We start from the raw sequence: 22,842 nt of genomic DNA, 5'->3' as shown, positions 1-22,842 counted from the left end.
GCGCGGTGTTGTCACGGTCTCCGTCGGCCACGCTACAGCCTCGGCGCGGGCCACCGGTTCGGAACCGGAACCCGGACCGGCCCGAAGCCTGACCGGCCATGAAACCTGTAGCACGCGCTGTCGTGCAAATTCTGTGGACCGGTCGTACGCCCCCTGTAACGCTTGCGCGACGCTTCTTGCGCGTACGGTCACGGAACGGGCACCGCGCTTGACGTGTCAGTGCCCTCGGGCAGACTTGGCCGGGAATGACACATTCGATCAAGGCCCGTGCGATGAGCGAAGGCGCCGGACGGCCAGTGGGGGACACGGAGAGATGAGCCAGGACGGCGCACACGGCCGGTACGCGGGGCAGTCGCTGGCCGGAGGTCGCTACCAGCTGCGGGACCTGCTCGGCGAGGGCGGCATGGCCTCGGTGCACCTCGCGTACGACGCCGTGCTCGACCGCCAGGTCGCGATCAAGACCCTCCACACGGAACTCGGCCGGGAACAGGCGTTCCGCGAGCGCTTTCGCCGCGAGGCCCAGGCCGTGGCGAAACTCACGCACACCAACATCGTGTCGGTCTTCGACACCGGCGAGGACGATCTGGGCGGTCTGACGACGCCGTACATCGTCATGGAGTATGTCGAGGGCCGCCCGCTGGGGTCGGCCCTGGAGCAGGACATCCGCCAGTACGGCGCGATGCCCGCCGACAAGGCGCTGAAGGTCACCGCGGACGTGCTGGCCGCGCTGGAGATCAGCCACGAGATGGGGCTGGTCCACCGCGACATCAAGCCGGGCAACGTGATGGTGACCAAGCGTGGCGTGGTCAAGGTCATGGACTTCGGCATCGCGCGAGCCATGCAGTCCGGTGTGACGTCGATGACGCAGACCGGCATGGTCGTCGGCACCCCGCAGTACCTCTCGCCCGAGCAGGCCCTCGGCCGTGGCGTGGACGCCCGTTCCGACCTGTACTCCGTGGGCATCATGCTGTTCCAGCTGGTCACCGGGCGGCTGCCGTTCGACGCGGACTCCCCGCTGGCGATCGCGTACGCGCATGTGCAGGAGGAGCCGGTCGCACCGTCCTCGATCAACCGCTCCCTGCCGCCCGCGGTGGACGCGCTGGTCGCCCGCGCGCTGAAGAAGAACCCGAACGAGCGGTTCCCGACCGCCGAGGCCATGCGCGACGAGTGTCTGCGCGTCGCCGCGTCCTTCCAGGCGGCCGCGCCGAGCATCGTGCCGGGCACCGGGCCGACGCAGAGCGGCGCCGGCGTCGGCTCCGCGGTGTTCCCGCCGGTCGACCGGACGGCCCAGCCGGCCCCCGGGCCGGTCCAGACGCCGTACCAGTCGGGCCCGTACGGCGCCCCGCAGACGCCCGCCCCGGCCTACGGCTATCCGCAACAAGGGCAGCAGGGCGGCTACCAGACGCCACCCCCGCAGGGCTACGGGCCGCAGGCTCCGCAGGCCGTGCCGACCCCGCCGCCGTACGTCATCTCACCGCAGCCGGGCGTGCAGCCGTCCGCTCCCGGCTCGGGCGGGGGCAAGAGCAACAAGCCGGTGATCATCGGCTCGGTCGCGGTGTCGTTCGTCGCGGTCGTCGCCCTGATCGTCGCGCTGACGCTGAACAGCGGCGGCGGTGACGACAAGGGCGGGAGTGGCGGCGCGAGCACCTCGGCGTCCGTCTCCCACCCGGCGGGCTACCGCGGCCCCGACCGGACCCGGGTGATCGACAAGACCAAGTGCACGGATCCGACTGAGTCCTGGAACGACGAGAAGAAGGTCCTGCTGCCGGACTTCCGGTACAAGGACATCAACTCCGTGAAGGCATGCTTCCAAGCCGCCCACTGGAAGTACAAGACCACGCCCCAGAACGACAACACCTGGGGAGACGGCACCGTCCTGGACCAGTTCCCCTCCGCGGACACGGAGATCGACCCGAAGAACCCGGGCACCATCGAACTGACCGTCTCGACGGGCAAGCCCGCGTAGTCACCGGCGAAAGACGGAGCCCGGCACGATCCCGTGCCGGGCTCCGCTCGTCGGTCGAAGTACTGCGGTACAGGTACGGCGGTTACAGGTACGGTCCACCGGAGCGGCCGCCGGTACGGGGGTCGTCGCCGCCTTCGTGGCCGGTCACGCCCGGCGGGAGCGCACGGCGCATCTGCTCCAGCTGGGCCCGCGCGGCCATCTGCTGGGCGAACAGCGTCGTCTGGATCCCGTGGAAGAGGCCTTCCAGCCAGCCCACCAACTGCGCCTGTGCGATGCGCAGTTCCGCGTCGCTCGGGGTGACGTCGTCGGTGAACGGCAGGGAGAGCCGCTCGAGTTCCTCGACCAGCTCCGGCGCGAGGCCGTCCTCCAGCTCCTTCACCGAGCTGGCGTGGATCTCCTTCAGCCGCACCCGGCTCGCCTCGTCCAGAGGAGCCGCACGCACCTCCTCCAGGAGCTGCTTGATCATGCTGCCGATCCGCATGACCTTGGCCGGCTGTTCCACCTGCTCCGTGACCGGGGTCTCACGGGACTCGTCGTCCCCGTTGCCGCCGCCGAGCGCCATCCCGTCCTGGCCCACGACGAGGATCTGGGGGTTCTCCGGCAACCGTTCGTTCCTCGGCATCTCCATGCCGCCATTCTCTCGCACCCGTACACCTCATCACCGTGGTGCCCCCTCATGGGACTGATCCACCGTTTAGACCCGACGGCCTAACCTGAAATGCCCTTTTCGCCTACGAATGTGAGGGTTATTTCTTGTCGGTCATCCATCGATCACACATCCGGGCTCCGGGAGGTCACCGACGTGACTCCATGGCTGCGCATAAAACGCCGCTGCATACGGCTGCTGCTCGTCCTCGCGGTGACCATGCCCGCGTACGACATCACCACCGAGCACCCCACGACGGCGTACAGCACGGGCCCCGCCCAGAGAAGCTCCGCCCAGCCCGCGCCGAGGAACTCCACCGAGCCTGGGACGAGAGACTCCAGCGAGTCCGGCATGAGCAACTCCACCGAGCCCGGGACGACGAGCCCCACCGACCCCGGCTCCCCGGACCAGCCGATGCCCGATGACGCCGACCACCTCATACCCGGGGTCGCGGACCACCTCATACCCGGGGTCGCCGACCATCTCATATCCGGAGTCGCGGACCAGCCCGCCCCCGAAGACACGGGCCGCCCGGCCCACCCCGGCCGACCGGAACACTCAGCGCACGGCGGCCGCGAGCCCCTCGACGGGGCCACTCCAGAGCCCCAGAGCATCAGCGGCCCCGATCACGGTCACGATCACGGTCAGGGTCAGGGGCAGGGTCAGAGCCAGACTCACAGTCAGGGCCAGACGCACAGTCACGATCACAGGCACAGCGGCGCACCGGCCGTCGGGCCCTCGCCCATCGTCCCTGTCGCCCCCGTCGCCCCGATCTCCCCCATGTCGGCCGTCCCTCGCGTGCCCTCAGATTCCGCCTCCGCCCCGCACCGGCTGCCGACTGCCGAGCCGACCCGTGCGGGCAGCCGGGCAGGCGAGGGACGGATGCGACCGGGCCGACCGGACGGACCCGCGGCCGACATGGAGGGCGACGACCACCCCATGCCCACCCAGGCTCCCGGCACCGGCCAGGCGGAGGAACCGGAGACCACGGACCTCCCGACCGCGACGCCGACGGCCTCGACCACCACCCCCGACGAGGCCGGCCTCAACCACCCCCCGGCTCAGAACACCAACCAGAGCGGGCAAGCCTCCGAGCCGGTCATGCAGATCCTTCCCCTGGGCAGCGGCCTGATCCTCATAGGCCTGGGTTTGGCACTGGCCTTCCTGGGCCTCAGACTCCGCAAGGACTGACTCAGCTGCGGGCAGTCGTGCCGCTGGGGCGGCACGGGCGGGCACAGCGGCACCCGGAACGAGGCACCCCCGAACCCACACGCCGCACCGCGCCAGCTCCCCGCCGCTACGACCTCCCGCCGTCACGACGTCACGCCGTCACGCCGTCACGCCGTCACCAGCAGCACCTTCCCCACATGCCCACTGGCCTCCACCACCCGATGCCCCTCGGCCGCCTCCGCCATCGGCACCTCCCGATCCACCACCGGCCCCACATGCCCCCCGGCCAGCAACGGCCACACATGCTCCCGCACGGCCGCCACGATCGACGCCTTCTCGCTCAGTGGCCGCGCCCGCAGCGAAGTCGCACTGATCGCGGCCCGCTTGTTCAGCAACGTGCCGATGTTCAGCTCCCCCTTCACCCCACCCTGCATGCCGATGATCGCGAGCCGCCCGCTGACGGCAAGCGCCCGAACGTTACGGTCCAGGTACTTCGCGCCCATGTTGTCGAGGATGACGTCGGCCCCCGCACCCCCGGTGGCCTGCTCGATCTCGGCGACGAAGTCCTGTTCGCGGTAGTTGATCAGGATGTCGGCGCCCAGTTCGGCACACCGCTCCAGCTTCTCCTTCGTGCCGGCCGTCACCGCGACCTTGGCCCCGACGGCCTTGGCGAGCTGGATCGCCATGGTCCCGATGCCGCTGGACCCGCCGTGCACCAGCAGCGTCTCACCGGGCCGCAGGTGGGCGATCATGAACACGTTGGACCAGACCGTGCAGACCACCTCGGGCAGCGCGGCCGCCTGCTTGAGGTCGACCCCCTCGGGCACGGGCAGCAGCTGCCCGGCCGGTACGACGACCTTCTCCGCGTATCCGCCACCCGCGAGCAGCGCGCACACCTCGTCGCCGACGGCCCAGCCCGACACTCCGGATCCGAGCGCGGCGACCCTGCCGGAGCACTCCAGGCCGGGGTAGGGGGAGGCCCCGGGCGGCGGGTTGTAGAAGCCCTGCCGCTGCAGGATGTCGGCACGGTTGACGGCGCTGGCCACCACCTCGACCAGCACCTCGCCCTCGCCGGGCACCGGATCGGGGACCTCCGCCCACACCAGCGCCTCGGGGCCACCAGGTTCGGGAATCGTGATCGCATGCATGCCCGTGACGCTACTCCCCGTGGATGCCATCTCCGGGGCAGACCCGCTCGCTGAGGGACCTCCGGGACGCCGCGTCAGCCGCGGGCCGAGGGCCGGGTGTGCGGGGTGCCCTTCCGGTGCGACCTTGCGGGGGTGACCTGGGCTCCCCGAACGCGCCCGCACGATGCTGATCAGCCGGTCCGTCGGCTGCAGCCCCCCGCCTGGGGTGCGCCGACGTCACGACCCGGACGTTTCACGTGAAACACACCTCGATCCCGGCGGTCGCCCACGGCAGGTCCAGGAGTTCCGTCTCCTCGCCCTGCCGAGCCCCGCCGGGCGGTACGACAGCCAGGGCATCGGCGGCGGCGATGCCGCGGAGCATGGCCGGACCGTTGTAGTGCAGCGGTACGGCACCGTCGCCACGCAGCACCACGGGGATGAGCCGGGTGTCGTACGGATGCCCCTGTACCGCCTCGCTGAGCGGCAGTGTGTACGGCTCGGGGGCCGGGTGGGCGGCCAGGGTGCGCAGCAACGGTTCGGCAAGCGTGAGCAGGCCGGAGACAGCCGCAAGGGGATTGCCGGGCAGGCCGACGAGGTGCTGGGCGTCCTTGGTGCGGGCCAGCAGCATGGGATGGCCGGGGCGCACCTTGACGCCGTCGACGAGGAGTTCGGCGCCGATGCGTTCCAGGATGGGGTGGACGTGGTCGACGGGTCCGCCCGCGGTGCCACCCGTGGTGACGATGAGGTCGGCCTCGGAGCCGGTGACGGCCCTGCGCAGGGCCTTGGCGTCGTCACCGATCCGGCGCACCGCGACGACCTCGGCGCCGAGCGCGCGCAGCCACGGCGGCAGCATGGGGCCGAGCGCGTCCCGGATCAGCCCGTCACGCGGCCGTCCCTCGGCCAGCAGTTCGTCGCCGAGCACGAGGACTTCGGCACGGGGCCGCGGTACGGCGGTGACGGTGTCGTATCCGGCCGCAGCGGCAAGGCCCAGGACGGCGGGGGTGACCCGGGTGCCGACGGGCAGCAACTGGTCGCCGCTGCGGCACTCCTGACCGCGTGGACGGATGTCCTGGCCGTGCGCGACCTCCCGCGTGGCGTGGAGCCGCCCCTGCGCGTCGGTACGGCCGTGCTCGCTGCGCAGAACGGCGGTGGTGTCGGCCGGGATGCGGGCGCCGGTGGCGATCCGGACCGCCTCGCCGTCGGTGAGCGGCCCGGGCTGCGCGTGCCCGGCGAGCACTCCCTCGTCCCGTACGTCCCAGGGTCCCGGCCCGGCGACCGCCCAGCCGTCCATCGCGGAGGTGTCGAAGGAGGGCAGGTCGGTGAGTGCGTCGAGCGAGGCGGCCAGGACCAGGCCGAGGGCGTCGCCGAGCGGCACGGAGACGGGGGTGCGGCGGACCCGGGCGCGTGCGGCGCGGGCGGCGATCTCGCGGGCCTGGGCCCACGGGGTGGCCCGGTGCCGCTCGCCGTGCGCTTCGGGTGCCGGAGAGGGGACCTGGTCCGCGCGGTCGTCCTTGGCTTCTCTCACGAGGGCCAGGGCCTCCTCGACATCGAGATCGTCGCTGTCCTCGGCGGGCGCTGCGGCCCGGGTTCCGGGGGCGCTCATCCGGCGTCCGGGGCGCTCGGGCCCCCGCTGTTCTCTTTCCCGCCGCCCGCGTTGCTCTCTTCCTCCCAGCGCAGGGCGAGCGCGGCCGCCTTGCGGGCGGCCTCGGCGACGGCCTCGGGGCCGCCCTTGCCCTGGGCGGCGGCGTATCCGACGAGGAAGGTGGTCAGCGGGGCGGCGGGACGGGCCACGCCGTGCGCGGCGTCACGGGCCAGGTCGAGCAGGACGCCGGTGTCGACGTCCAGGTCGATGCCCAGCTCGTCCTTGACTGCGGAGATCCATTCATCCAACACGTGCCCATGCTCCCTGATGCGTGCCCTGGCGTTGACGAGGTCGTCCCAGGTGTCGCAGTCGAAGGACGCGAGCGGGTCCGGGACGCGGGTGAGGCTGAGGGCGCCGGTCAGCCGGCGCAGGGGCAGTCCGGCCAGGCCGTCGGGTCCGGCCGCGAGGGCGGCCAGCTCACGGCGGAGCGCGGCGGTGCGATAGGCGGCCACGAGCGGCTGGTCGCGGCCGTCGGCGTCGGTGAGCAGCGCGCCGTCGGTGCCGGTGTCGCTGAGGGCGGTCAACAGCCGCTGCAGCGTGGCCGGCCGGAGGAAGGGCAGGTCGGCGGAGAGGACGACCGCGTGCTCGGCGGTGGTGTGCCGCAGGCCGGCCTCCAGCGCGGCGACCGGTCCGGCGCCGGGAGGCTCCTCGCGCGCCCAGCGCACCGGCCGCGCGGTGGGCCGCCGGTCGGCCACCACGACGGTTGTCCCGGCGTCCGCGCAGGCCGTGAGCACCCGGTCGAGCAGCGCCCGGCCGCCGACCCGCAGACCGGGCTTGTCGGCCCCGCCCAGCCGCCGGGCGGCGCCGCCGGCCAGCACGACGGCGTCGTACGGCACGGGCGTCCCGGGGGCGGCGGGGGCGTTGTCGGTCACCCCCCGAGTATGTCCCGAGGGGCCCCGCTCGTGTCGTCCGCGGGGCCCCTTGTTCCGGGCCCGCGGGCGTCACAGGGTGCGCAGGAGCACCGCCGGCTGTTCCACGCAGTCCGCCACGTACCGCAGGAAGCCGCCTGCCGTGCCGCCGTCGCACACCCGGTGGTCGAAGGTGAGCGAGAGCTGGACGACCTGACGTACCGCCAGTTCGCCCTCGTGCACCCAGGGTTTGGGGACGATCCGGCCGACGCCGAGCATGGCCGCCTCGGGGTGGTTGATGATCGGCGTGGAGCCGTCGACGCCGAAGACGCCGTAGTTGTTCAACGTGAAGGTCCCGCCGGTGAGTTCCCCGGGCGTGAGCGTCCCGGTGCGGGCGGCCTCGGTGAGCCGGGCGAACTCGGCGGTCAGTGCCTCGGCGTCGCGCGCATGGGCGTCCCGGACGACCGGCACCACCAGCCCGCGCTCGGTCTGCGCGGCGAACCCGAGGTGGACCTGGTCGAGCTGGACGATCTCGCGGGCCTCGATGTCGACGTAGGAGTTCAGCTCGGGGAACCGGCCGAGAGCGGCCGTGCAGATCCGGGCGAGCAGCGCGAGGAGGGAGATCTTCGGTCCGCCGGTCGCGTTCATGGCGGCACGCGCGCGCATGAGTTCCGTCGCGTCCGCGTCGACCCAGCAGGTGGCGTCCGGGATCTCCCGCCGGCTGCGGGAGAGCTTGTCGGCGACGGCACCGCGCACGCCCTTGAGGGGGATGCGGGTGCCCGCGCCGCGGGTGGCCGCAGCGGCGGCGGGTGCCGGCGAGGCCGCGGCGCGGACCGGCTCCTGCACCGCGGGTGCCGGGGTGGCCTTGGCCCGCAGGGCGCCCTCGACGTCGGCGCGCAGGATCAGCCCGTCCGGGCCCGAGCCCGCCAGCTGCCGCAGGTCCACACCGCCCTCGCGGGCGAGCCGGCGGACCAGGGGGGAGATCACCGGCACCGGCCCCTCGGCGTGGAGCGCGTCCACGCGCGCGTGGGCCGTTCTGGTGGTCGCCATACCGTTGGTGGCGGCCGTTCCGTCCAGCCGGGCCGCACCGGAGGCCGCGGCCGGGTTCTGCCGCCTATCGGGGCCCGGGCCGGAGGGCACGCCCGTAGTCCGTGCTCCGTCGGCACCGGTGCTGCCGTTCGCGGCACCCGTCACGAAGGTCGCCGGCCGGACCCGACGGCGCCGGGCCGGGGCTTCCGAGGTGCCGTATCCGACCAGGACGTTGCCCGACCCCTCGCTGTCGCCCGCCGGGGCCTGCGGTCCCACCGCCACCGTCAGCAGGGGCGCGCCGACCGGCAGTTCGGTGCCCTCCTCACCGAAGCGGGCGGTGACCACACCGCCGTACGGACAGGGCACCTCGACCATGGCCTTGGCCGTCTCGACCTCGACGACCGGCTGGTCGACGGCGACGACGTCACCGACCTGGACCAGCCAGCGGACGATCTCCGCCTCGGTGAGTCCCTCTCCGAGGTCGGGGAGCTTGAACTCCAGCACCTGTGCCATCAGCCCTCGGCCTCCCACTGCAGCCGGGCCACGGCGTCCAGGATGCGGTCGACGCCGGGCAGGTGGTGCCGCTCCAGCATGGGCGGCGGATAGGGGATGTCGAAGCCGGCGACGCGCAGCACCGGCGCCTCCAGGTGGTGGAAGCAGCGCTCGGTGATCCGGGACGCGATCTCGCCGCCCGGCCCGCCGAACCCGGTGGACTCGTGGACGACGACCGCGCGTCCGGTGCGTCGTACGGCCGCGCAGACCGTCTCGTCGTCGAACGGCACCAGCGAGCGCAGGTCGATCACTTCCAGGTCCCAGCCCTCGGCCTGCGCGGCCTCGGCGGCCTCCAGGCAGACCGGCAGGGAGGGGCCGTAGGTGATCAGCGTGGCGCTGCGGCCCTGGCGGCGCACCACCGCACGGCCGATGGGCTCCACGTCCGCGGGGTGCTCGGGGTTCCAGGAGTCCTTCGACCAGTACAGCCGCTTGGGCTCCAGGAAGACGACCGGGTCGTCGGAGGCGATGGCCTGGCGCAGCAGGCCGTAGGCGTCGGCGACGGTCGCGGGCGTGACCACGTGCAGTCCCGGGGTGGCCATGTAGTAGGCCTCGGAGGAGTCGCTGTGGTGCTCGACGCCGCCGATGCCGCCGCCGTAGGGGACGCGGACGGTGATGGGCAGGGGCATGCGGCCGCGCGTGCGGTTGCGCATCCGGGAGACATGGCTGATCAGCTGCTCGAACGCCGGGTAGGCGAAGGCGTCGAACTGCATCTCCACCACGGGGCGCAGCCCGTACATGGCCATGCCGACAGCGGTGCCGAGGATGCCGGCCTCGGCGAGCGGGGTGTCGGTGCAGCGGTTTTCGCCGAACTCCTTGGCGAGGCCGTCGGTGACCCGGAAGACACCGCCGAGGGTGCCGACGTCCTCGCCCATGACGTGCACGGCCGGGTCGGCGGCCATCGCGTCGCGCATCGCGCGCGTGAGGGCCTGCGCCATGGTGGCGGGCTTGACGGCGACGGTGGTCATCGGGCGCCGCCTTCCTGCTCGTCGTGCCGCTCGTGCTCGGCTTCCAGCTCGGCCCGCAGCAGGGCGCGCTGTTCGCGCAGTTGGGCGGTGGTCTCGGCGTAGACGTGGTCGAAGAGGGCCATGGGGTCCAGTTCGGGGTCGCGGTTCATACGTTCGCGCAGGGAGGCGGCCATGGCCTCGGCATCCTTCCGGGCGGCCTCGATGCCGGCCTCGTCGAGCAGCCCGCGCTCGGTCAGCTCGTGCTCCAGCAGCTCGATCGGGTCGTGCGCACGCCAGGCCTCGACCTCGGCGTCGCCGCGGTAGCGGGTGGCGTCGTCGGCGTTGGTGTGGGCGTCGATCCGGTAGGTCACCGCCTCCACCAGGGTCGGGCCGCCGCCCGCGCGCGCGTGCCGTACCGCGTCGCTGAGGACCTCGTGCACGGCCGCCGCGTCGTTTCCGTCGACCAGCCGGCCCGGCATGCCGTACCCGACGGCCTTGTGGGCCAGGGAGGGGGCGGCGGTCTGCTTGGCGAGCGGGACGGAGATGGCGAAGCCGTTGTTCTGCACGAGGAAGACGACCGGGGCCTGCCAGACGGCGGCGAAGTTCAGGGCCTCGTGGAAGTCGCCCTCGCTGGTGCCGCCGTCGCCGACCATGGCGAGCGCGACGACGTCGTCACCCTTGAGGCGGGCGGCGTGGGCGAGGCCGACGGCGTGCGGCAGCTGGGTGGCCAGCGGGGTGCTGAGGGGGGCGACCCGGTGGGCGTAGGGGTCGTAGCCGCTGTGCCAGTCGCCGCGCAGCAGGGTGAGAGCCTCGACGGGGTCGACGCCCCGGGCGACGACGGCGAGAGTGTCGCGGTAGCTGGGGAAGAGCCAGTCCCGCTCTTCCAGGGCCAGGGCTGCGGCGACCTCGCAGGCCTCCTGGCCGGTGCTGGAGGGGTAGACGGCGAGGCGGCCCTGCTTGGTGAGCGCCGTGGCCTGCGTGTTGTAGCGGCGACCGCGCACCAGCTGGGCGTAGAGCCGGCGCAGCAGGTCCGGGTCGGGCTTGGCGGCCGCCTCGGTGCCGAGGACGCGGTAGGGGTCGGCGTCGGGCAGCAGCGGCGCGGGGTCCATACGGGGCTGCCAGGCGGGCGGCGGCGATGGCCGGTACGCGCCCCGCTGCTCCATGACCGTCATGACGGCACCTCCTCGTGGGAGCGGCTACGGGAGACGCGTCGGCTGTGAGGCGCCTCACCAACCGATTGTTCGGTCGCCAGCACATTTTGGCTACAGGCACCTCCAGGCTGTGGACAAACGGTTCTCCACAGCCTGGAATGAACGCAGGACGTCCACGGAGAGGGAGCGGGGGGCAATGGCATCTGAACAAATGGCCGACGGACCGCAGGACGGCAGCGTGCTCCCGCCCCCGCGGCCCGTGGACGGCGCCCCGCTGCCGCCGCCGCGCCCACTCGACGCCATCGATCAGGACATCCTGAAGATTCTCCAGGCGGACGGCCGCGCCTCGATACGGTCCGTCGCCGAACGCGTCCACGTCTCGCGCGCCAACGCCTACGCGCGCATCAACCGCCTCGTCGAGGACGGGGTGATCCGGGGCTTCAGCGCGCGCGTGGACCACGAGCGGGCGGGGCACGGCACCTCGGCGTACGTCACGCTGAACATCGTCCAGAACACCTGGCGCACGGTCCGCGAGCAGCTCAGGCAGCTGCCCGGCGCCTCGCACATCGCGCTGGTGGGCGGCGACTTCGACGTGCTGCTGCTGGTGCACACGCCCGACAACCGGGCGCTGCGCGAGCTGGTGCTCACCCGGCTCCAGGCGATTCCCGAGGTGCTCAGCACGCGCACGCTGCTGGTGTTCGAGGAGGAGGACCTGGAGCCGGAGCCGTGACCGTAGGCGTGCCGGAGGCCTGATCTCAGCTCTGCTTGAGGCCCGCGAAGACCAGTCTGACCACGGCGTCGGCCACCTCGCGTTCGCCGGTGCCGCGCGGGTCCGGCCGGTACCACTCCACGATCGAGTTGATCATTCCGAAGACCAGCCGGGTGGCCAGCCGGACCTCGACGTCACCGCGTACGTCCCCGTCGGCCGCCGCGGCCTTCAGCAGTTCCGCCACCCGGTGGTCGAAGTCGCGCCGCCGCTCCAGCGCCCACCGCTCGGTGGCGGTGTTGCCGCGCACCCGCAGCAGCAGCGTCACGTACGGCAGCTCTCCCGTGAGCACCTCGACCATGCGCCGTACGACGTGCTCCAGCCGGTCGACGGGCCGCCCCACGCGCGCGTGCTCCTCGTCCAGGATCGCGAACAGGCCGTCCAGGGCGCGGCTGACGGCCCGGCGCAGCAGCTCCTCCTTGCCGCTGACGTGGTGGTAGATCGACGACTTGGAGATGCCGGCCGCCTTGGACAGGTGCTCCATGGAGGTGCCGTCGTACCCGCGCTCGTTGAACACCTGGACGGCCACGGCAAGCAGCGTCTCGGGCGTGTACGTGTCGCGCTTGGCCGTGGTCATGAGGTGCCCTCCCGCTTGTCGTCGATGGCGTACGCGTGGCGGTAGAGCGCGAGGGACGGCGCGTAGCGTCCGGAGGGGTCGCGCTCGTGCATCTCGTCCAGGACGTCGAAGGCGAACTCGCGGCCGAGCCTGCGGTCCCACTCGAACGGGCCGAGCGGGTAGTTCACCCCGAGGCGCATGGCCGTGTCGATGTCCTCCTGGGTGGCGACGCCCTTGGCGACGGCGTCGTGCGCGAGGTCGATGATCCGGGCGACCGTGCGCGCGACGATCATGCCGGGGACGTCACCGATGACGCTGACGTCCTTGCCGAGGGCCTGGAAGAGGCCGGTGGCCTCGGCGAGGGTGTGCGACGAGGTGTCCTGGGAGGCGGACAGGGCGATGCGGGTGGCCGCGCGGTAGTCGAGGGCGAGGTCGAAGTAGACGACGTCGCGGAACTCCACGGAGGTCTGGCCGTCGGCGAGCACCAGCTGGCCGCCGCCGGGCAGCACCAGGCGGGTGCCGTTGTCCTCGTCCTCCTCGCGGACCTGGATGCCCGCCTCGCGGATCAGCGTGAGCAACTCGGCCGCCGGGCCGAGGCGGCCCTCGGCGACGACGTAGGCGGGCGGCTGCTCCTTGTCGGCGGTGTGCGGCTCGGGCTTCTCGGCGTCCTCGGCGTGGTCGTACCAGCCGTGCCCGGTCTTGCGGCCGAGCCGGCCGGACTCGACCAGTCGGCGCTGGGCGAGGGACGGGGTGAAGCGCACGTCCTGGAAGAAGGACTGCCACACCGAATGGGTGACGGACTCGTTGACGTCCTGCCCGATCAGGTCGGTCAGCTCGAAGGCGCCCATCTTGAAGCCACCCGACCCGCGCAGGACGGCGTCGATGGTGGCCGGGTCGGCGGCCTGGGCCTCGTAGACCGCGAAGGCCTCGGCGTAGAACGGCCGGGCGATCCGGTTGACGATGAAGCCCGGGGTGTCGGCGCAGGCCACCGGGGTCTTGCCCCAGGCCCGAGCGGTCTCGTACGCGCGCGTGGCCGACGTGACGTCGGTGGCGGACCCGGAGACGACCTCGACCAGCGGCAGGAGCGGTGCCGGGTTGAAGAAGTGCAGGCCCACGAACCGGCCGGGCCGGCGCAGGGCACCGCCGATGGCCGTCACCGACAGCGAGGACGTGTTGGTGGCGAGCAGGCAGTCCTCGGTGACGATGTCCTCCAACTGGCCGAAGAGCTGCTGCTTGACGTCCAGCCGCTCCAGGACGGCCTCGACGACCAGGGAGCAGTCCGCCAGCTCCGCGAGGCTCTCCGCGGGCCGGAGACGGGCGCGGGCCGCGTCCCGGTCGGCGGCGCCGAGCCTGTCCTTCTCCACGAGCCGGTCGAGGCGGGCGCCGATCGCCGCTGCCGCGTCCCGGGCACGCCCGGCGACTGCGTCGTAGAGCCGCACGGGGTGACCGGCGACCAGAGCGACCTGGGCGATGCCCTGGCCCATGGTGCCGGTGCCGACGACGGCCACAGGGCTGCTGAGGTCGAGTGCTGTCATGTGCGCGATCCTCCCGCACGGCGTTTTCCACAGATGCGGCAGGCCCCCTTGTCCCGACCGATCGTTCGGTTACTCTAGCTCTGACCGCCCGATCCCGCTGCTCTTTCCGCCAGGTCGACGAACTCGACGATGAGTTCTCCAGACGAGGAGTTGGTCCCGCATGGCCGCCGAACTGACCGCCGACGAGCTGATCGCCAAGCACCGGCCCACGCTCGACCAGGCGCTGGAAACGATCCGCACGCGCGCGTACTGGTCCCCGCACCCCGAGCACCCGAAGGCCTACGGCGAGAACGGCAGCCTGGACGCGGCTGCGGGCAAGGCCGCCTTCGACGCCCTGCTGAACACCCGCCTCGACCTCGGCCAGCCCGGCACCGACGACTGGGTGGGCGACGAGGTGTCGCCGTACGGCATCGAGCTGGGCGTCAGCTACCCGCACGCGGACGTGGACGCGCTGATCCCGGCGATGAAGGCGGGGCAGCGGGCCTGGCGGGACGCGGGCGCGGAAACCCGGTCGCTGGTGTGCCTGGAGATCCTGAAGCGGATCGGCGACCGGACGCACGAGTTCGCGCACGCCGTCATGCACACCAGTGGCCAGGCCTTCATGATGGCGTTCCAGGCGGGCGGCCCGCACGCCCAGGACCGCGGCCTGGAAGCGGTGGCGTACGCGTACGCGGAGCAGGTCCGCACGCCCGAGACGGCCGAGTGGACCAAGCCGCAGGGCAAGCGTGACCCGCTGGCCCTCACCAAGCAGTTCACTCCGGTCCCGCGCGGCCTCGCCCTGCTCATCGGCTGCAACACCTTCCCGACGTGGAACGGCTACCCGGGCCTGTTCGCCTCCCTCGCCACCGGCAACGCGGTCCTGGTCAAGCCCCACCCGCGCGCGGTGCTGCCGCTCGCCCTCACCGTGCAGATCGCGCGCCAGGTGCTCGACGAGACGGGCTTCGACCCGAACCTGGTGGCGCTGGCCGCCGAGCGCCCCGGCGAGGGCATCGCCAAGACCCTCGCCACCCGCCCCGAAGTCAAGATCATCGACTACACCGGGTCGACGTCCTTCGGCGACTGGCTGGAGGCCAACGCCCGCCAGGCGCAGGTCTACACCGAGAAGGCCGGCGTCAACACGGTGGTCGTGCACTCCACGGACGACTACAAGGGCATGCTGTCCAACCTGGCGTTCTCGCTGTCCCTGTACAGCGGCCAGATGTGCACCACCCCGCAGAACCTGCTCATCCCCCGGGACGGCATCCGCACCGACCAGGGCCCCAAGACCTTCGACGAGTTCACCGCCGACCTCGCCCGCGCGGTCGACGGCCTCCTCGGCGACGACGCCCGCGCGAACGCATTGCTGGGCGCGATCGTCAACCCGGACGTCAAGGCCCGCCTGGAAGCCGCCGCCGGCCTCGGCGAAGTGGCCCTCGCCTCCCGGGAGATCAGCAACCCGGACTTCCCGGGCGCGGTCGTGCGCACCCCGGTCATCGTCAAGCTGGACGGCGCCAAGCCGGACGACGAGGCCGCCTACATGAGCGAGTGCTTCGGCCCCGTCTCCTTCGCCGTCGCGGTCGACTCGGTGGCCGACGCGGTGGAGCTGCTGCGCCGTACGGTCCGCGAGAAGGGTGCGATGACGGTCGGCGCCTACACCGCCGACCGCGAGGTGGAGCAGGCCGTCGAGGAGGTGTGCCTGGAGGAGGCGGCCCAGCTGTCGCTCAACCTGACCGGCGGGGTGTATGTGAACCAGACCGCCGCGTTCTCCGACTTCCACGGCTCGGGCGGCAACCCGGCGGCCAACGCCGCTCTGTGCGACGGGGCGTTCGTGGCCAGCCGGTTCCGGGTGGTGGAGGTCCGCCGCGAGGCCTAGGAAGCCGTAGGCGCGCCCCCGGTCGCACTCCAGTGGTACAGCGTCATCGCCACGCTCGTTGCCAGGTTGTAGCTGGACACCTGGGGGCGCATGGGCAGGGACAGCAAGTGGTCGGCACGCGCGCGTAGTTCTGCCGAAAGGCCGCTGCGCTCGGAGCCGAAGGCGAGGACGGCGTCGTCCGGGAGCTGCACGCCCCGGATGTCGTCGCCCTCGGGGTCCAGCGCGAACACCGGCCCCGGGGGCAGCTCGTCGACGCCCAGCCGTTCCACGGCGGTCGCGAAGTGCAGGCCGGCGCCACCGCGCACCACCGTGGGGTGCCAGGGGTCGAGGGTGCCCGTGGTGACCACGCCGGTCGCCCCGAAACCGGCGGCCAGCCGGATCACGGCACCGGCGTTGCCCAGGTTGCGGGGGTTGTCCAGGACCACGACGGGCGCGGTGCGGGGCAAGTGGGCGAGCCTGCGCAGGTTGGCCTCGCGGGACGGCCGTACGGCAAGCGCGGCCACACCGGTCGGGTGGGGCCGCGGGACGAGCGAGGCGTACGTCTGCGCGGGCACCTGGGTGAGCAGCGCGTCCAGCGCGTCCCGTACGTCCCCGGCCAGCTCCTCGGCGAGGGCGAGCGCGGCACGCCGGTCGGTGGTGATCGCCACCGGGACCTCGGCGCCGAAGCGCAGCGCGTGCTTGAGGGCGTGGAAGCCGTCGAGCAGCACGGCGTCCTCGGCGTGCTCGCGCCAGCGGGTCAGCGGGTCGGTCATGCCGTGAAGCCTCCCCCACGCTCGGCCGCGCTCGCCCGGGGTGACCCCCATCGGCCCTGCGGGCTCCCCTCGGGGCCGGCTTCGGGGGAGCGCGGCGCGGGCACCGTGGGCCCGCCACGCCGGACGATCCGCCCAGGCGCGCGTGCGACGAGCGCACCGACCCGGCGCAGGAACGCCGTCGGCAGGAAGACCGAGTCCGCGGTGATCATCGCCAGCGAGAAGAACGGCAGGCCGAGCACGACCGCGATCACCGCGTGCTCGGTCATCATCAGCACCAGCAGGACGTTCTTGACCCGCCGGTCGAACAGGGTGAACGGGAAGGCCACCTGCACCATGACCGTGCCGTAGGCGACGACCATCATGATCGTGCCGCTGGAGGACATCAGGTCGGCGAGTCCGGGCCAGGGCGAGAAGTAGTCCAGGTGGAGGGGGTAGTAGACGGCGGTGCCGTCCTGCCAGCGCGAGCCCTGGATCTTGTACCAGCCGGCCGTCGCGTAGATCAGGCAGGCCTCCGCCATGATCACGAACAGGGCGCCGTTGTGCAGGACGTTGGCGATGACGTCCAGCAGGATCCGCGGCTGCTGCGATCTCGCCCATCGGTCCACGGCCCACCACAGGCCGAGTACCGCCCAGGCCGTCCACATCAGCGCGGGGATCAGCCAGCCGTTGTCGAACCGGCCGGTGAACGTCGCCATGAGCAGCGCCAGACCGGACACCGCCCACAGGCCCGGTCCCACCCGGTCGGCGGAGACCCGCTCCCCACGCACGCGTGTCGCCTCGGCGCGCGCCGCCCGCCGTGCGTCCAGGGACCACACCTGTCCGCAGCGCGTGAACACGAGGTAGAAGGACATCAGGTGCAGGACGTTGTCGCCGCCGTCGCCCATGAAGACGCTGCGGTTCTGCAGCGACAGCACACCCACCATGAACAGCACGGCCGCCGTACGGGTGCGCCAGCCGAGCAGCAGCGCCGCGCCGGCCAGGAGCGCCAGCAGGTAGCAGCACTCGAACCACAGCTGGCCGTCGGACCACAGCAGGGCCGTGAAGGCGTGGTTGTCGGCGGTCAGCTCCTTGGCGAGGTTCCAGCCCCACGGCCCGGCCGGGCCGTACAGCTCCTGGCGGTGCGGGAACTCGCGCAGCAGGAACAGCAGCCAGGTCCCGGCGAACCCGATGCGGATGACGGCGCTCTGGTACGGCCCCAGAGCCGATTCGGTGACCCTGGCGATACCGCGGGAGAGGGTCAGGGAGAGCCCGTTCACCGCACACCTCCCGCTGCCTCGTCGGCCGTCACGGTCCACCAGGGCAGCACGCGGTAGACGGGCTTGTCGGACACGCGCTCACCGCTCCACGCGGGCGGCTGCACATTCGTCGTGCTGGAACGGATCTGGACGCGCTGTATGACGCCGTCGCGGCCGGCCGGGTAGGTCCGGTACAGGCGCATCACCACGATCCGGCGCAGATACTGCTCGGAGAGGGAGCCGCGCATGCCCACCGACTGGTTGTCGGCGCTGTGCGTGGCGGTGAAGAAGTCCCAGGCGCGGCGCAGCTCGTTCTGCTGGGTGTGGCTCGGCACCAGGTTGCCGTCGATGGCGGCGCCGTCCTGGGCGGAGAGGTCGGTCCACCGGGTGGTGCGCAGCCCGCCGTCCTTCGCCCGCACGACGGCGCGCACCTGGACGGCGATGTTCTGCTGCAGCGGGTTGGGTGCGAACAGCTTCCAGTTCTGCTCGAACTCGGGAAACACCCACTCCTCGACGGCCTTGCCGTGCTGCTTGGTCACCGTGTTCGCGGGGGCGAGACTGAGGAACACCATCAGCAGATGCACACAGGCCGCGACACCGACGACCGCGAGCGCCAGCGCGGCGGCGACCTGGTAGCGGGGAGAGAGAGCGGCCACACCCGTACGGGGCGCGGGGGGCGGGACGGGGAGGTCGGCCCCCGAGGCCACCGAGCTCTCACTGCGGGCGGCATCCGCGTCCACCCGTGATTCGGCGGCGGCCGGGGACTCGACGTCCGCCCGGGACGCCGCGTCGGCCGAGGACTCGGCTTCGGCCCGGAAAGCCACGTCTGCCGAGGAGTCCACGTCGGCTCGGGAATCCATCCCTGCCGAGGAGTCCATGCCGGTCGGGGAGGCCTCCGGGCGACGCGCCCGGGCCGACCCGCCGGGGTCGGGTCGGGCCCCCGGGTCCTCGTCGTACGCGTCCATTCCGCCCCGTCCCCCGTTTCGGCTCAGTCATTCGGTCCAGTGGCGCGGCTCCGTGACGCGGCGCCCGCCACGAGCGCCCCACCCTTCACGTACGCCACTGCTCGGCGATACGCACGGAACGGTACTCAGCCCGGGCCACCGGGCGCAGCCCCGGGTACGCCCCAAGGGCCGTGGTCCTCGCCACGCGGTACGGCCGGAACCCCGCCCCAGCCGCCCTCGCGCGGGTTGTCCACAGGCTGCCCGCCGGAGTTTTCCACAGCGGTTGACACCCCACGTCGGCCCGGCACACCATTGATGCGCATGGACCGAACGATCGGTCGGGAGAGTCCCATCGCAGAGCCCGAGGTCAGGGGGACCGCATGGCCACAGCAGCCGCGCAGCGCACGGCCCGCACGAAGGCGGACGGCGCACCGGACACCGCCGGCACGGCGGCCTTCCAGCACGCCTTCGACAGGGCCGTGGCCGCCGACGAACGCATCGAACCGCGCGACTGGATGCCCGATGCCTACCGCGCCACCCTGGTCCGGCAGATCGCCCAGCACGCGCACTCCGAGATCATCGGCATGCAGCCGGAGGCCAACTGGATCACCCGCGCGCCCTCCCTGCGCCGCAAGGCGATCCTCATGGCCAAGGTCCAGGACGAGGCCGGCCACGGCCTGTACCTGTACAGCGCGGCCGAGACCCTCGGCACCGGCCGCGACGAGCTGCTCGACAAGCTGCACAGCGGCCGCCAGAAGTACTCCTCGATCTTCAACTACCCGACCCTGACCTGGGCCGACGTCGGCGCGATCGGCTGGCTCGTGGACGGCGCCGCGATCACCAACCAGGTCCCGCTGTGCCGCTGCTCCTACGGCCCGTACGCCCGCGCGATGGTGCGGATCTGCAAGGAGGAGTCCTTCCACCAGCGCCAGGGCTACGAGTCGCTGCTGGCCCTCAGCAAGGGCACACCAGAGCAGCACGCGATGGCGCAGGACGCGGTGAACCGCTGGTGGTGGCCCTCGCTGATGATGTTCGGCCCGCCCGACGACGAGTCCCAGCACTCCGCGCAGTCGATGGAATGGAAGATCAAACGGCACTCCAACGACGAGCTGCGCCAGCGCTTCGTCGACATCTGCGTCCCCCAGGCCGAGTCCCTCGGCCTCACCCTCCCCGACCCGGACCTGCGGTGGAACGAGGAAAGCGGGCACTACGACTTCGGCCCGATCGACTGGACGGAGTTCTGGGAGGTCCTCAAGGGCAACGGCCCGTGCAACGAACAGCGGATCACCCAGCGCAGGCGCGCCCACGACGAGGGCGCGTGGGTGCGGGAAGCGGCCGCCGCCTACGCGGCCAAGCACACCGGCGGAACCGGCGGCCCCACTCCCGGCACGACCGGCACCGGTGAGACACGTAACGAGTCAGCACACGCGACAGGAGCGGAGCGAGCATGAGCACCACCGACTGGCCCCTGTGGGAGGTCTTCGTGCGCTCCCGGCGCGGCCTCTCCCACACCCACGCCGGCAGCCTGCACGCCCCCGACGCGGAACTGGCCCTGCGCAACGCCCGCGACCTGTACACCCGCCGCGGCGAGGGCGTCTCCATCTGGGTCGTCCCGGCCGCCGCGATCACCGCGTCCTCGCCGGACGAGAAGGACCCGTTCTTCGAGCCGGCCGCCGACAAGCCCTACCGGCACCCGACCTTCTACGAGATCCCGGAAGGGGTGAAGCACCTGTGACCGCCACCGGCCCCGACACCGTCCCGGTGACCGCCGCCCTCGCCCTCGGCGACGACGCCCTCGTGCTCTCCCACCGGCTCGGGGAGTGGGCCGGGCACGCCCCCGTCCTGGAGGAGGAGGTCGCCCTCGCGAACATCGCCCTCGACCTGCTCGGCCAGGCCCGCGTGCTGCTGTCCCTGACCGGCGACGAGGACGAACTGGCCTACCTGCGCGAGGAGCGGGCCTTCCGCAACCTCCAGCTGGTCGAGCAGCCGAACGGCGACTTCGCCCACACGATCGCCCGCCAGCTGTACTTCTCCACCTACCAGCAGCTGCTGTACGCCGAACTTGCATCAGGCGACGGCCCGTTCGCCGCTCTCGCCGCGAAAGCGGTCAAGGAGGTCGCCTACCACCGCGACCACGCCGAGCAGTGGACGCTCCGCCTCGGCGACGGCACGGAGACCAGCCACGAACGGATGCGCCGCGCCATCGCGGGCCTGTGGAAGTTCACCGGTGAGATGTTCCAGCCCGTGGAGGGCCTCGACGCCGACTGGACCCGACTGGACAAGCACTGGCAGGAGTCCGTCCAGGACGTCCTCGGCCGGGCCACTCTCCCCCTCCCCGAGGGACCGCGCACCGGCGCCTGGTCGGCCGGCGCCGGACGGCAGGGCCTGCACACCGAACCCTTCGGTCGGATGCTCGCCGAGATGCAGCATCTGCACCGCAGCCACCCGGGGGCGACATGGTGACCGCCACCGCCCTGGAAACAGAGCTGCTGGAGCTGGCCGGCTCGGTGCCCGACCCCGAACTGCCGGTGCTCACGCTCCAGGAGCTGGGCGTGGTGCGCGCGGTGCGTCTCCACGGCCCTGGCACGGTCGAGGTCGAGCTGACCCCCACCTACACCGGCTGCCCCGCCATCGAGGCGATGAGCGTGGACATCGAACGGGTGCTGCGCGCCCACGGCATGCACGAGGTCACGGTCCGCACGGTGCTCAGTCCCGCCTGGACGACCGACGACATCAGCGCCGAAGGGCGTCGCAAGCTCCGGGAGTTCGGCATCGCTCCCCCGCGCGTGCGCGCCGCCTCCGGCCCGGTCCCGCTGACCCTCGGCCCGACCCGGCCCGCAGACACGCCCACCGCGGATGCGCCCACCGGGGACGCGACCATCGAGCCCGTCCGCTGCCCGCACTGCGGCTCCGCCGACACCGAACTGCTCAGCAGATTCTCCTCCACCGCGTGCAAGGCACTGCGCCGCTGCCTCGCCTGCCGTGAACCGTTCGACCACTTCAAGGAGTTGTGATGGCGCGCTTCCACCCGCTCCCGGTGGCCGAGGTCGACCGGATCACCGACGACTCCGTCGCCCTCACCTTCACCGTCCCGCCCGAGCTGCGCGAGGAGTACCGGCACGCACCCGGCCAGCATCTGGCGCTGCGCCGGCAGGTCGACGGCGCCGAGATACGACGCACCTACTCCATCTGCTCCCCCGCGCCCGACCCGGCCGGCGCGGGCCCCGACACCCTGCGGGTGGGCGTGCGGCTGGTGGAGGGCGGAGCCTTCTCCGCCTACGCGCTGAAGGAGATCAACGTCGGCGACGTGCTGGAGGTGATGACCCCGGCCGGCCGCTTCACCCTGGAACCGGCGCCGGGGCTGTACGCGGCGGTCGTCGGCGGCAGCGGCATCACCCCGGTGCTGTCCATCGTCTCCACCCTGCTGTCCCGCGAGCCGGCGGCCCGGTTCTGCCTGATACGCAGCGACCGCACGGCCGCCTCGACGATGTTCCTGGAGGAGGCCGCCGACCTGAAGGACCGCTATCCCGAGCGGCTTCAGCTGGTGACCGTGCTCTCCCGCGAGGAGCAGCAGGCGGGTCTGCCGTCCGGCCGGCTCGACCGCGAGCGGCTCACCGGGCTGCTGCCCGCGCTGCTGCCGGTCGGCGAGGTCGCGGGCTGGTTCCTGTGCGGGCCGTACGGGCTGGTACGGGGCGCGGAGCAGGCGCTGCGCGAGCTGGGCGTGGACAGGTCCCGCATCCACCAGGAGATCTTCCATGTGGACGCGGGCTCGCCCCCGGCCGGCACCGCCCAGGCCCCCGCGCACAGCGCGGTCACCGCCCGGCTCGACGGACGAGGCGGCACCTGGCCGGTGCGCGACGGCGAGACGCTGCTGGAGACGGTCCTGCGCAACCGCCCCGACGCGCCCTACGCCTGCAAGGGCGGCGTGTGCGGGACGTGCCGTGCCTTCCTGGTCTCCGGTGAGGTCCGCATGGACCGCAACTTCGCCCTGGAGACGGAGGAGACGGAAGCCGGCTATGTACTGGCCTGCCAGTCGCATCCGCTGACGGAGCAGGTGGAGCTGGACTTCGACCGCTGAGGCTTGGGCGTGGGCCGACTGGGAGGGGGCAACTCAGCAGGGGGGTGGG

Annotated in this window: 23 protein-coding genes; 9 read left to right on the top strand and 14 right to left on the bottom strand. The window is 72.4% G+C overall.

Annotation, left to right across the window (positions count from 1 at the left end; translation table 11 throughout):
• The first annotated feature begins 313 nt into the window (after window positions 1-313).
• Complete coding sequence (locus SRB17_RS19440) at window positions 314-1,966, top strand: Stk1 family PASTA domain-containing Ser/Thr kinase (RefSeq protein WP_153540376.1); 1,653 nt, start codon at window positions 314-316, stop codon at window positions 1,964-1,966.
• Window positions 1,967-2,048: 82 nt separating this feature from the next.
• On the opposite strand, the gene SRB17_RS19435 is transcribed toward SRB17_RS19440, so the two are convergent.
• The 3 genes from SRB17_RS19435 to SRB17_RS19425 all read right to left on the bottom strand — a co-directional run bounded on the left by SRB17_RS19435 (window position 2,049) and on the right by SRB17_RS19425 (window position 3,314).
• Window positions 2,049-2,594 carry a bacterial proteasome activator family protein gene (locus SRB17_RS19435; RefSeq protein WP_153540374.1) on the bottom strand — a complete coding sequence of 182 codons (546 nt, stop codon included), beginning with the start codon at window positions 2,592-2,594 and terminating at the stop codon, window positions 2,049-2,051.
• Between the two features lie 143 nt (window positions 2,595-2,737).
• Window positions 2,738-3,001 carry a hypothetical protein gene (locus tag SRB17_RS19430; protein WP_153540372.1) on the bottom strand — a complete coding sequence of 88 codons (264 nt, stop codon included), beginning with the start codon at window positions 2,999-3,001 and terminating at the stop codon, window positions 2,738-2,740.
• 169 nt (window positions 3,002-3,170) lie between these two features.
• Window positions 3,171-3,314, bottom strand: a complete 144-nt coding sequence (locus SRB17_RS19425) for a hypothetical protein (RefSeq protein ID WP_153540370.1) — start codon at window positions 3,312-3,314, stop codon at window positions 3,171-3,173.
• Window positions 3,315-3,410: 96 nt separating this feature from the next.
• On the opposite strand from SRB17_RS19425, the gene SRB17_RS19420 reads away from it, so the two are divergent.
• Window positions 3,411-3,803 (top strand): hypothetical protein, encoded by a 393-nt coding sequence (locus SRB17_RS19420; RefSeq protein ID WP_153540368.1) that lies wholly within the window; start codon window positions 3,411-3,413, stop codon window positions 3,801-3,803.
• A 146-nt stretch (window positions 3,804-3,949) separates the two neighbouring features.
• Here the strand turns inward: SRB17_RS19420 and SRB17_RS19415 are convergent, their stop codons facing one another.
• The 6 genes from SRB17_RS19415 to pdhA form a co-directional block, all read right to left on the bottom strand.
• A complete protein-coding gene (locus SRB17_RS19415; RefSeq protein ID WP_153540366.1) occupies window positions 3,950-4,930 on the bottom strand; it encodes an NAD(P)H-quinone oxidoreductase in 981 nt (326 codons plus the stop codon).
• A gap of 232 nt (window positions 4,931-5,162) precedes the next feature.
• Window positions 5,163-6,512: a molybdopterin molybdotransferase MoeA gene (locus SRB17_RS19410; RefSeq protein WP_153540364.1), complete on the bottom strand. Its 1,350-nt coding sequence runs from the start codon at window positions 6,510-6,512 to the stop codon at window positions 5,163-5,165.
• On the bottom strand, window positions 6,509-7,423 hold the full coding sequence (locus SRB17_RS19405) for an NTP transferase domain-containing protein (protein ID WP_323375949.1): 915 nt from the start codon (window positions 7,421-7,423) through the stop codon (window positions 6,509-6,511). Before SRB17_RS19405 ends, SRB17_RS19410 begins: the two co-directional genes overlap by 4 nt.
• A 69-nt stretch (window positions 7,424-7,492) precedes the next feature.
• A complete protein-coding gene (locus tag SRB17_RS19400) occupies window positions 7,493-8,941 on the bottom strand; it encodes a dihydrolipoamide acetyltransferase family protein (protein ID WP_153540362.1) in 1,449 nt (482 codons plus the stop codon).
• Complete coding sequence (locus SRB17_RS19395) at window positions 8,941-9,945, bottom strand: alpha-ketoacid dehydrogenase subunit beta (RefSeq protein ID WP_153540360.1); 1,005 nt, start codon at window positions 9,943-9,945, stop codon at window positions 8,941-8,943. The genes SRB17_RS19400 and SRB17_RS19395 overlap by 1 nt, the downstream gene beginning before the upstream one ends.
• Entirely contained in the window at window positions 9,942-11,096 is a 1,155-nt protein-coding gene (pdhA, locus tag SRB17_RS19390; protein ID WP_153540358.1) for a pyruvate dehydrogenase (acetyl-transferring) E1 component subunit alpha, read from the bottom strand. The genes SRB17_RS19395 and pdhA overlap by 4 nt, the downstream gene beginning before the upstream one ends.
• A 190-nt stretch (window positions 11,097-11,286) precedes the next feature.
• On the opposite strand from pdhA, the gene SRB17_RS19385 reads away from it, so the two are divergent.
• On the top strand, window positions 11,287-11,805 hold the full coding sequence (locus SRB17_RS19385; RefSeq protein ID WP_153541172.1) for an Lrp/AsnC family transcriptional regulator: 519 nt from the start codon (window positions 11,287-11,289) through the stop codon (window positions 11,803-11,805).
• Between the two features lie 25 nt (window positions 11,806-11,830).
• On the opposite strand, the gene SRB17_RS19380 is transcribed toward SRB17_RS19385, so the two are convergent.
• Together SRB17_RS19380 and SRB17_RS19375 are read right to left on the bottom strand one after the other, a co-directional pair.
• Window positions 11,831-12,418, bottom strand: coding sequence for a TetR/AcrR family transcriptional regulator (locus SRB17_RS19380; protein ID WP_153540357.1), 588 nt, complete (start codon window positions 12,416-12,418; stop codon window positions 11,831-11,833).
• On the bottom strand, window positions 12,415-13,932 hold the full coding sequence (locus SRB17_RS19375; RefSeq protein ID WP_153540355.1) for a 3-hydroxyacyl-CoA dehydrogenase: 1,518 nt from the start codon (window positions 13,930-13,932) through the stop codon (window positions 12,415-12,417). Before SRB17_RS19375 ends, SRB17_RS19380 begins: the two co-directional genes overlap by 4 nt.
• A gap of 160 nt (window positions 13,933-14,092) precedes the next feature.
• On the opposite strand from SRB17_RS19375, the gene paaN reads away from it, so the two are divergent.
• Complete coding sequence (gene paaN, locus SRB17_RS19370; protein WP_153540353.1) at window positions 14,093-15,784, top strand: phenylacetic acid degradation protein PaaN; 1,692 nt, start codon at window positions 14,093-14,095, stop codon at window positions 15,782-15,784.
• Here paaN and SRB17_RS19365 read toward each other — a convergent pair.
• From SRB17_RS19365 to SRB17_RS19355, 3 genes are read right to left on the bottom strand one after another with little or no spacing between them, the layout of a single operon-like run.
• Window positions 15,781-16,536, bottom strand: a complete 756-nt coding sequence (locus tag SRB17_RS19365) for a TrmH family RNA methyltransferase (protein WP_153540351.1) — start codon at window positions 16,534-16,536, stop codon at window positions 15,781-15,783. The two genes, paaN and SRB17_RS19365, sit on opposite strands and share 4 nt — an antisense overlap.
• Entirely contained in the window at window positions 16,533-17,792 is a 1,260-nt protein-coding gene (locus SRB17_RS19360) for an HTTM domain-containing protein (protein WP_323375948.1), read from the bottom strand. Before SRB17_RS19360 ends, SRB17_RS19365 begins: the two co-directional genes overlap by 4 nt.
• Window positions 17,789-18,736, bottom strand: a complete 948-nt coding sequence (locus tag SRB17_RS19355) for a DUF5819 family protein (RefSeq protein ID WP_153540346.1) — start codon at window positions 18,734-18,736, stop codon at window positions 17,789-17,791. Before SRB17_RS19355 ends, SRB17_RS19360 begins: the two co-directional genes overlap by 4 nt.
• Window positions 18,737-19,095: 359 nt before the next feature.
• Between SRB17_RS19355 and paaA the strand changes: the two genes are divergently transcribed.
• The 5 genes from paaA to SRB17_RS19330 are packed head-to-tail and all read left to right on the top strand — an operon-like array spanning window position 19,096 to window position 22,793.
• Entirely contained in the window at window positions 19,096-20,166 is a 1,071-nt protein-coding gene (paaA, locus tag SRB17_RS19350) for a 1,2-phenylacetyl-CoA epoxidase subunit PaaA (RefSeq protein ID WP_228396137.1), read from the top strand.
• Window positions 20,163-20,450: a 1,2-phenylacetyl-CoA epoxidase subunit PaaB gene (gene paaB / locus SRB17_RS19345; RefSeq protein WP_014673816.1), complete on the top strand. Its 288-nt coding sequence runs from the start codon at window positions 20,163-20,165 to the stop codon at window positions 20,448-20,450. Before paaA ends, paaB begins: the two co-directional genes overlap by 4 nt.
• A complete protein-coding gene (gene paaC / locus SRB17_RS19340; RefSeq protein ID WP_323375947.1) occupies window positions 20,447-21,178 on the top strand; it encodes a 1,2-phenylacetyl-CoA epoxidase subunit PaaC in 732 nt (243 codons plus the stop codon). The genes paaB and paaC overlap by 4 nt, the downstream gene beginning before the upstream one ends.
• Complete coding sequence (paaD, locus tag SRB17_RS19335; RefSeq protein ID WP_153540344.1) at window positions 21,172-21,729, top strand: 1,2-phenylacetyl-CoA epoxidase subunit PaaD; 558 nt, start codon at window positions 21,172-21,174, stop codon at window positions 21,727-21,729. Before paaC ends, paaD begins: the two co-directional genes overlap by 7 nt.
• Window positions 21,729-22,793 carry a 2Fe-2S iron-sulfur cluster-binding protein gene (locus SRB17_RS19330; RefSeq protein ID WP_153540342.1) on the top strand — a complete coding sequence of 355 codons (1,065 nt, stop codon included), beginning with the start codon at window positions 21,729-21,731 and terminating at the stop codon, window positions 22,791-22,793. The genes paaD and SRB17_RS19330 overlap by 1 nt, the downstream gene beginning before the upstream one ends.
• Window positions 22,794-22,842: the final 49 nt, after the last annotated feature.

It is taken from the genome of Streptomyces sp. RB17, assembly GCF_009604455.1.
In the GTDB taxonomy this organism is placed as follows: domain Bacteria; phylum Actinomycetota; class Actinomycetes; order Streptomycetales; family Streptomycetaceae; genus Streptomyces.
Note: the sequence above shows the minus strand (reverse complement) of the source record. Positions and strands in the feature narration are given on the sequence as shown.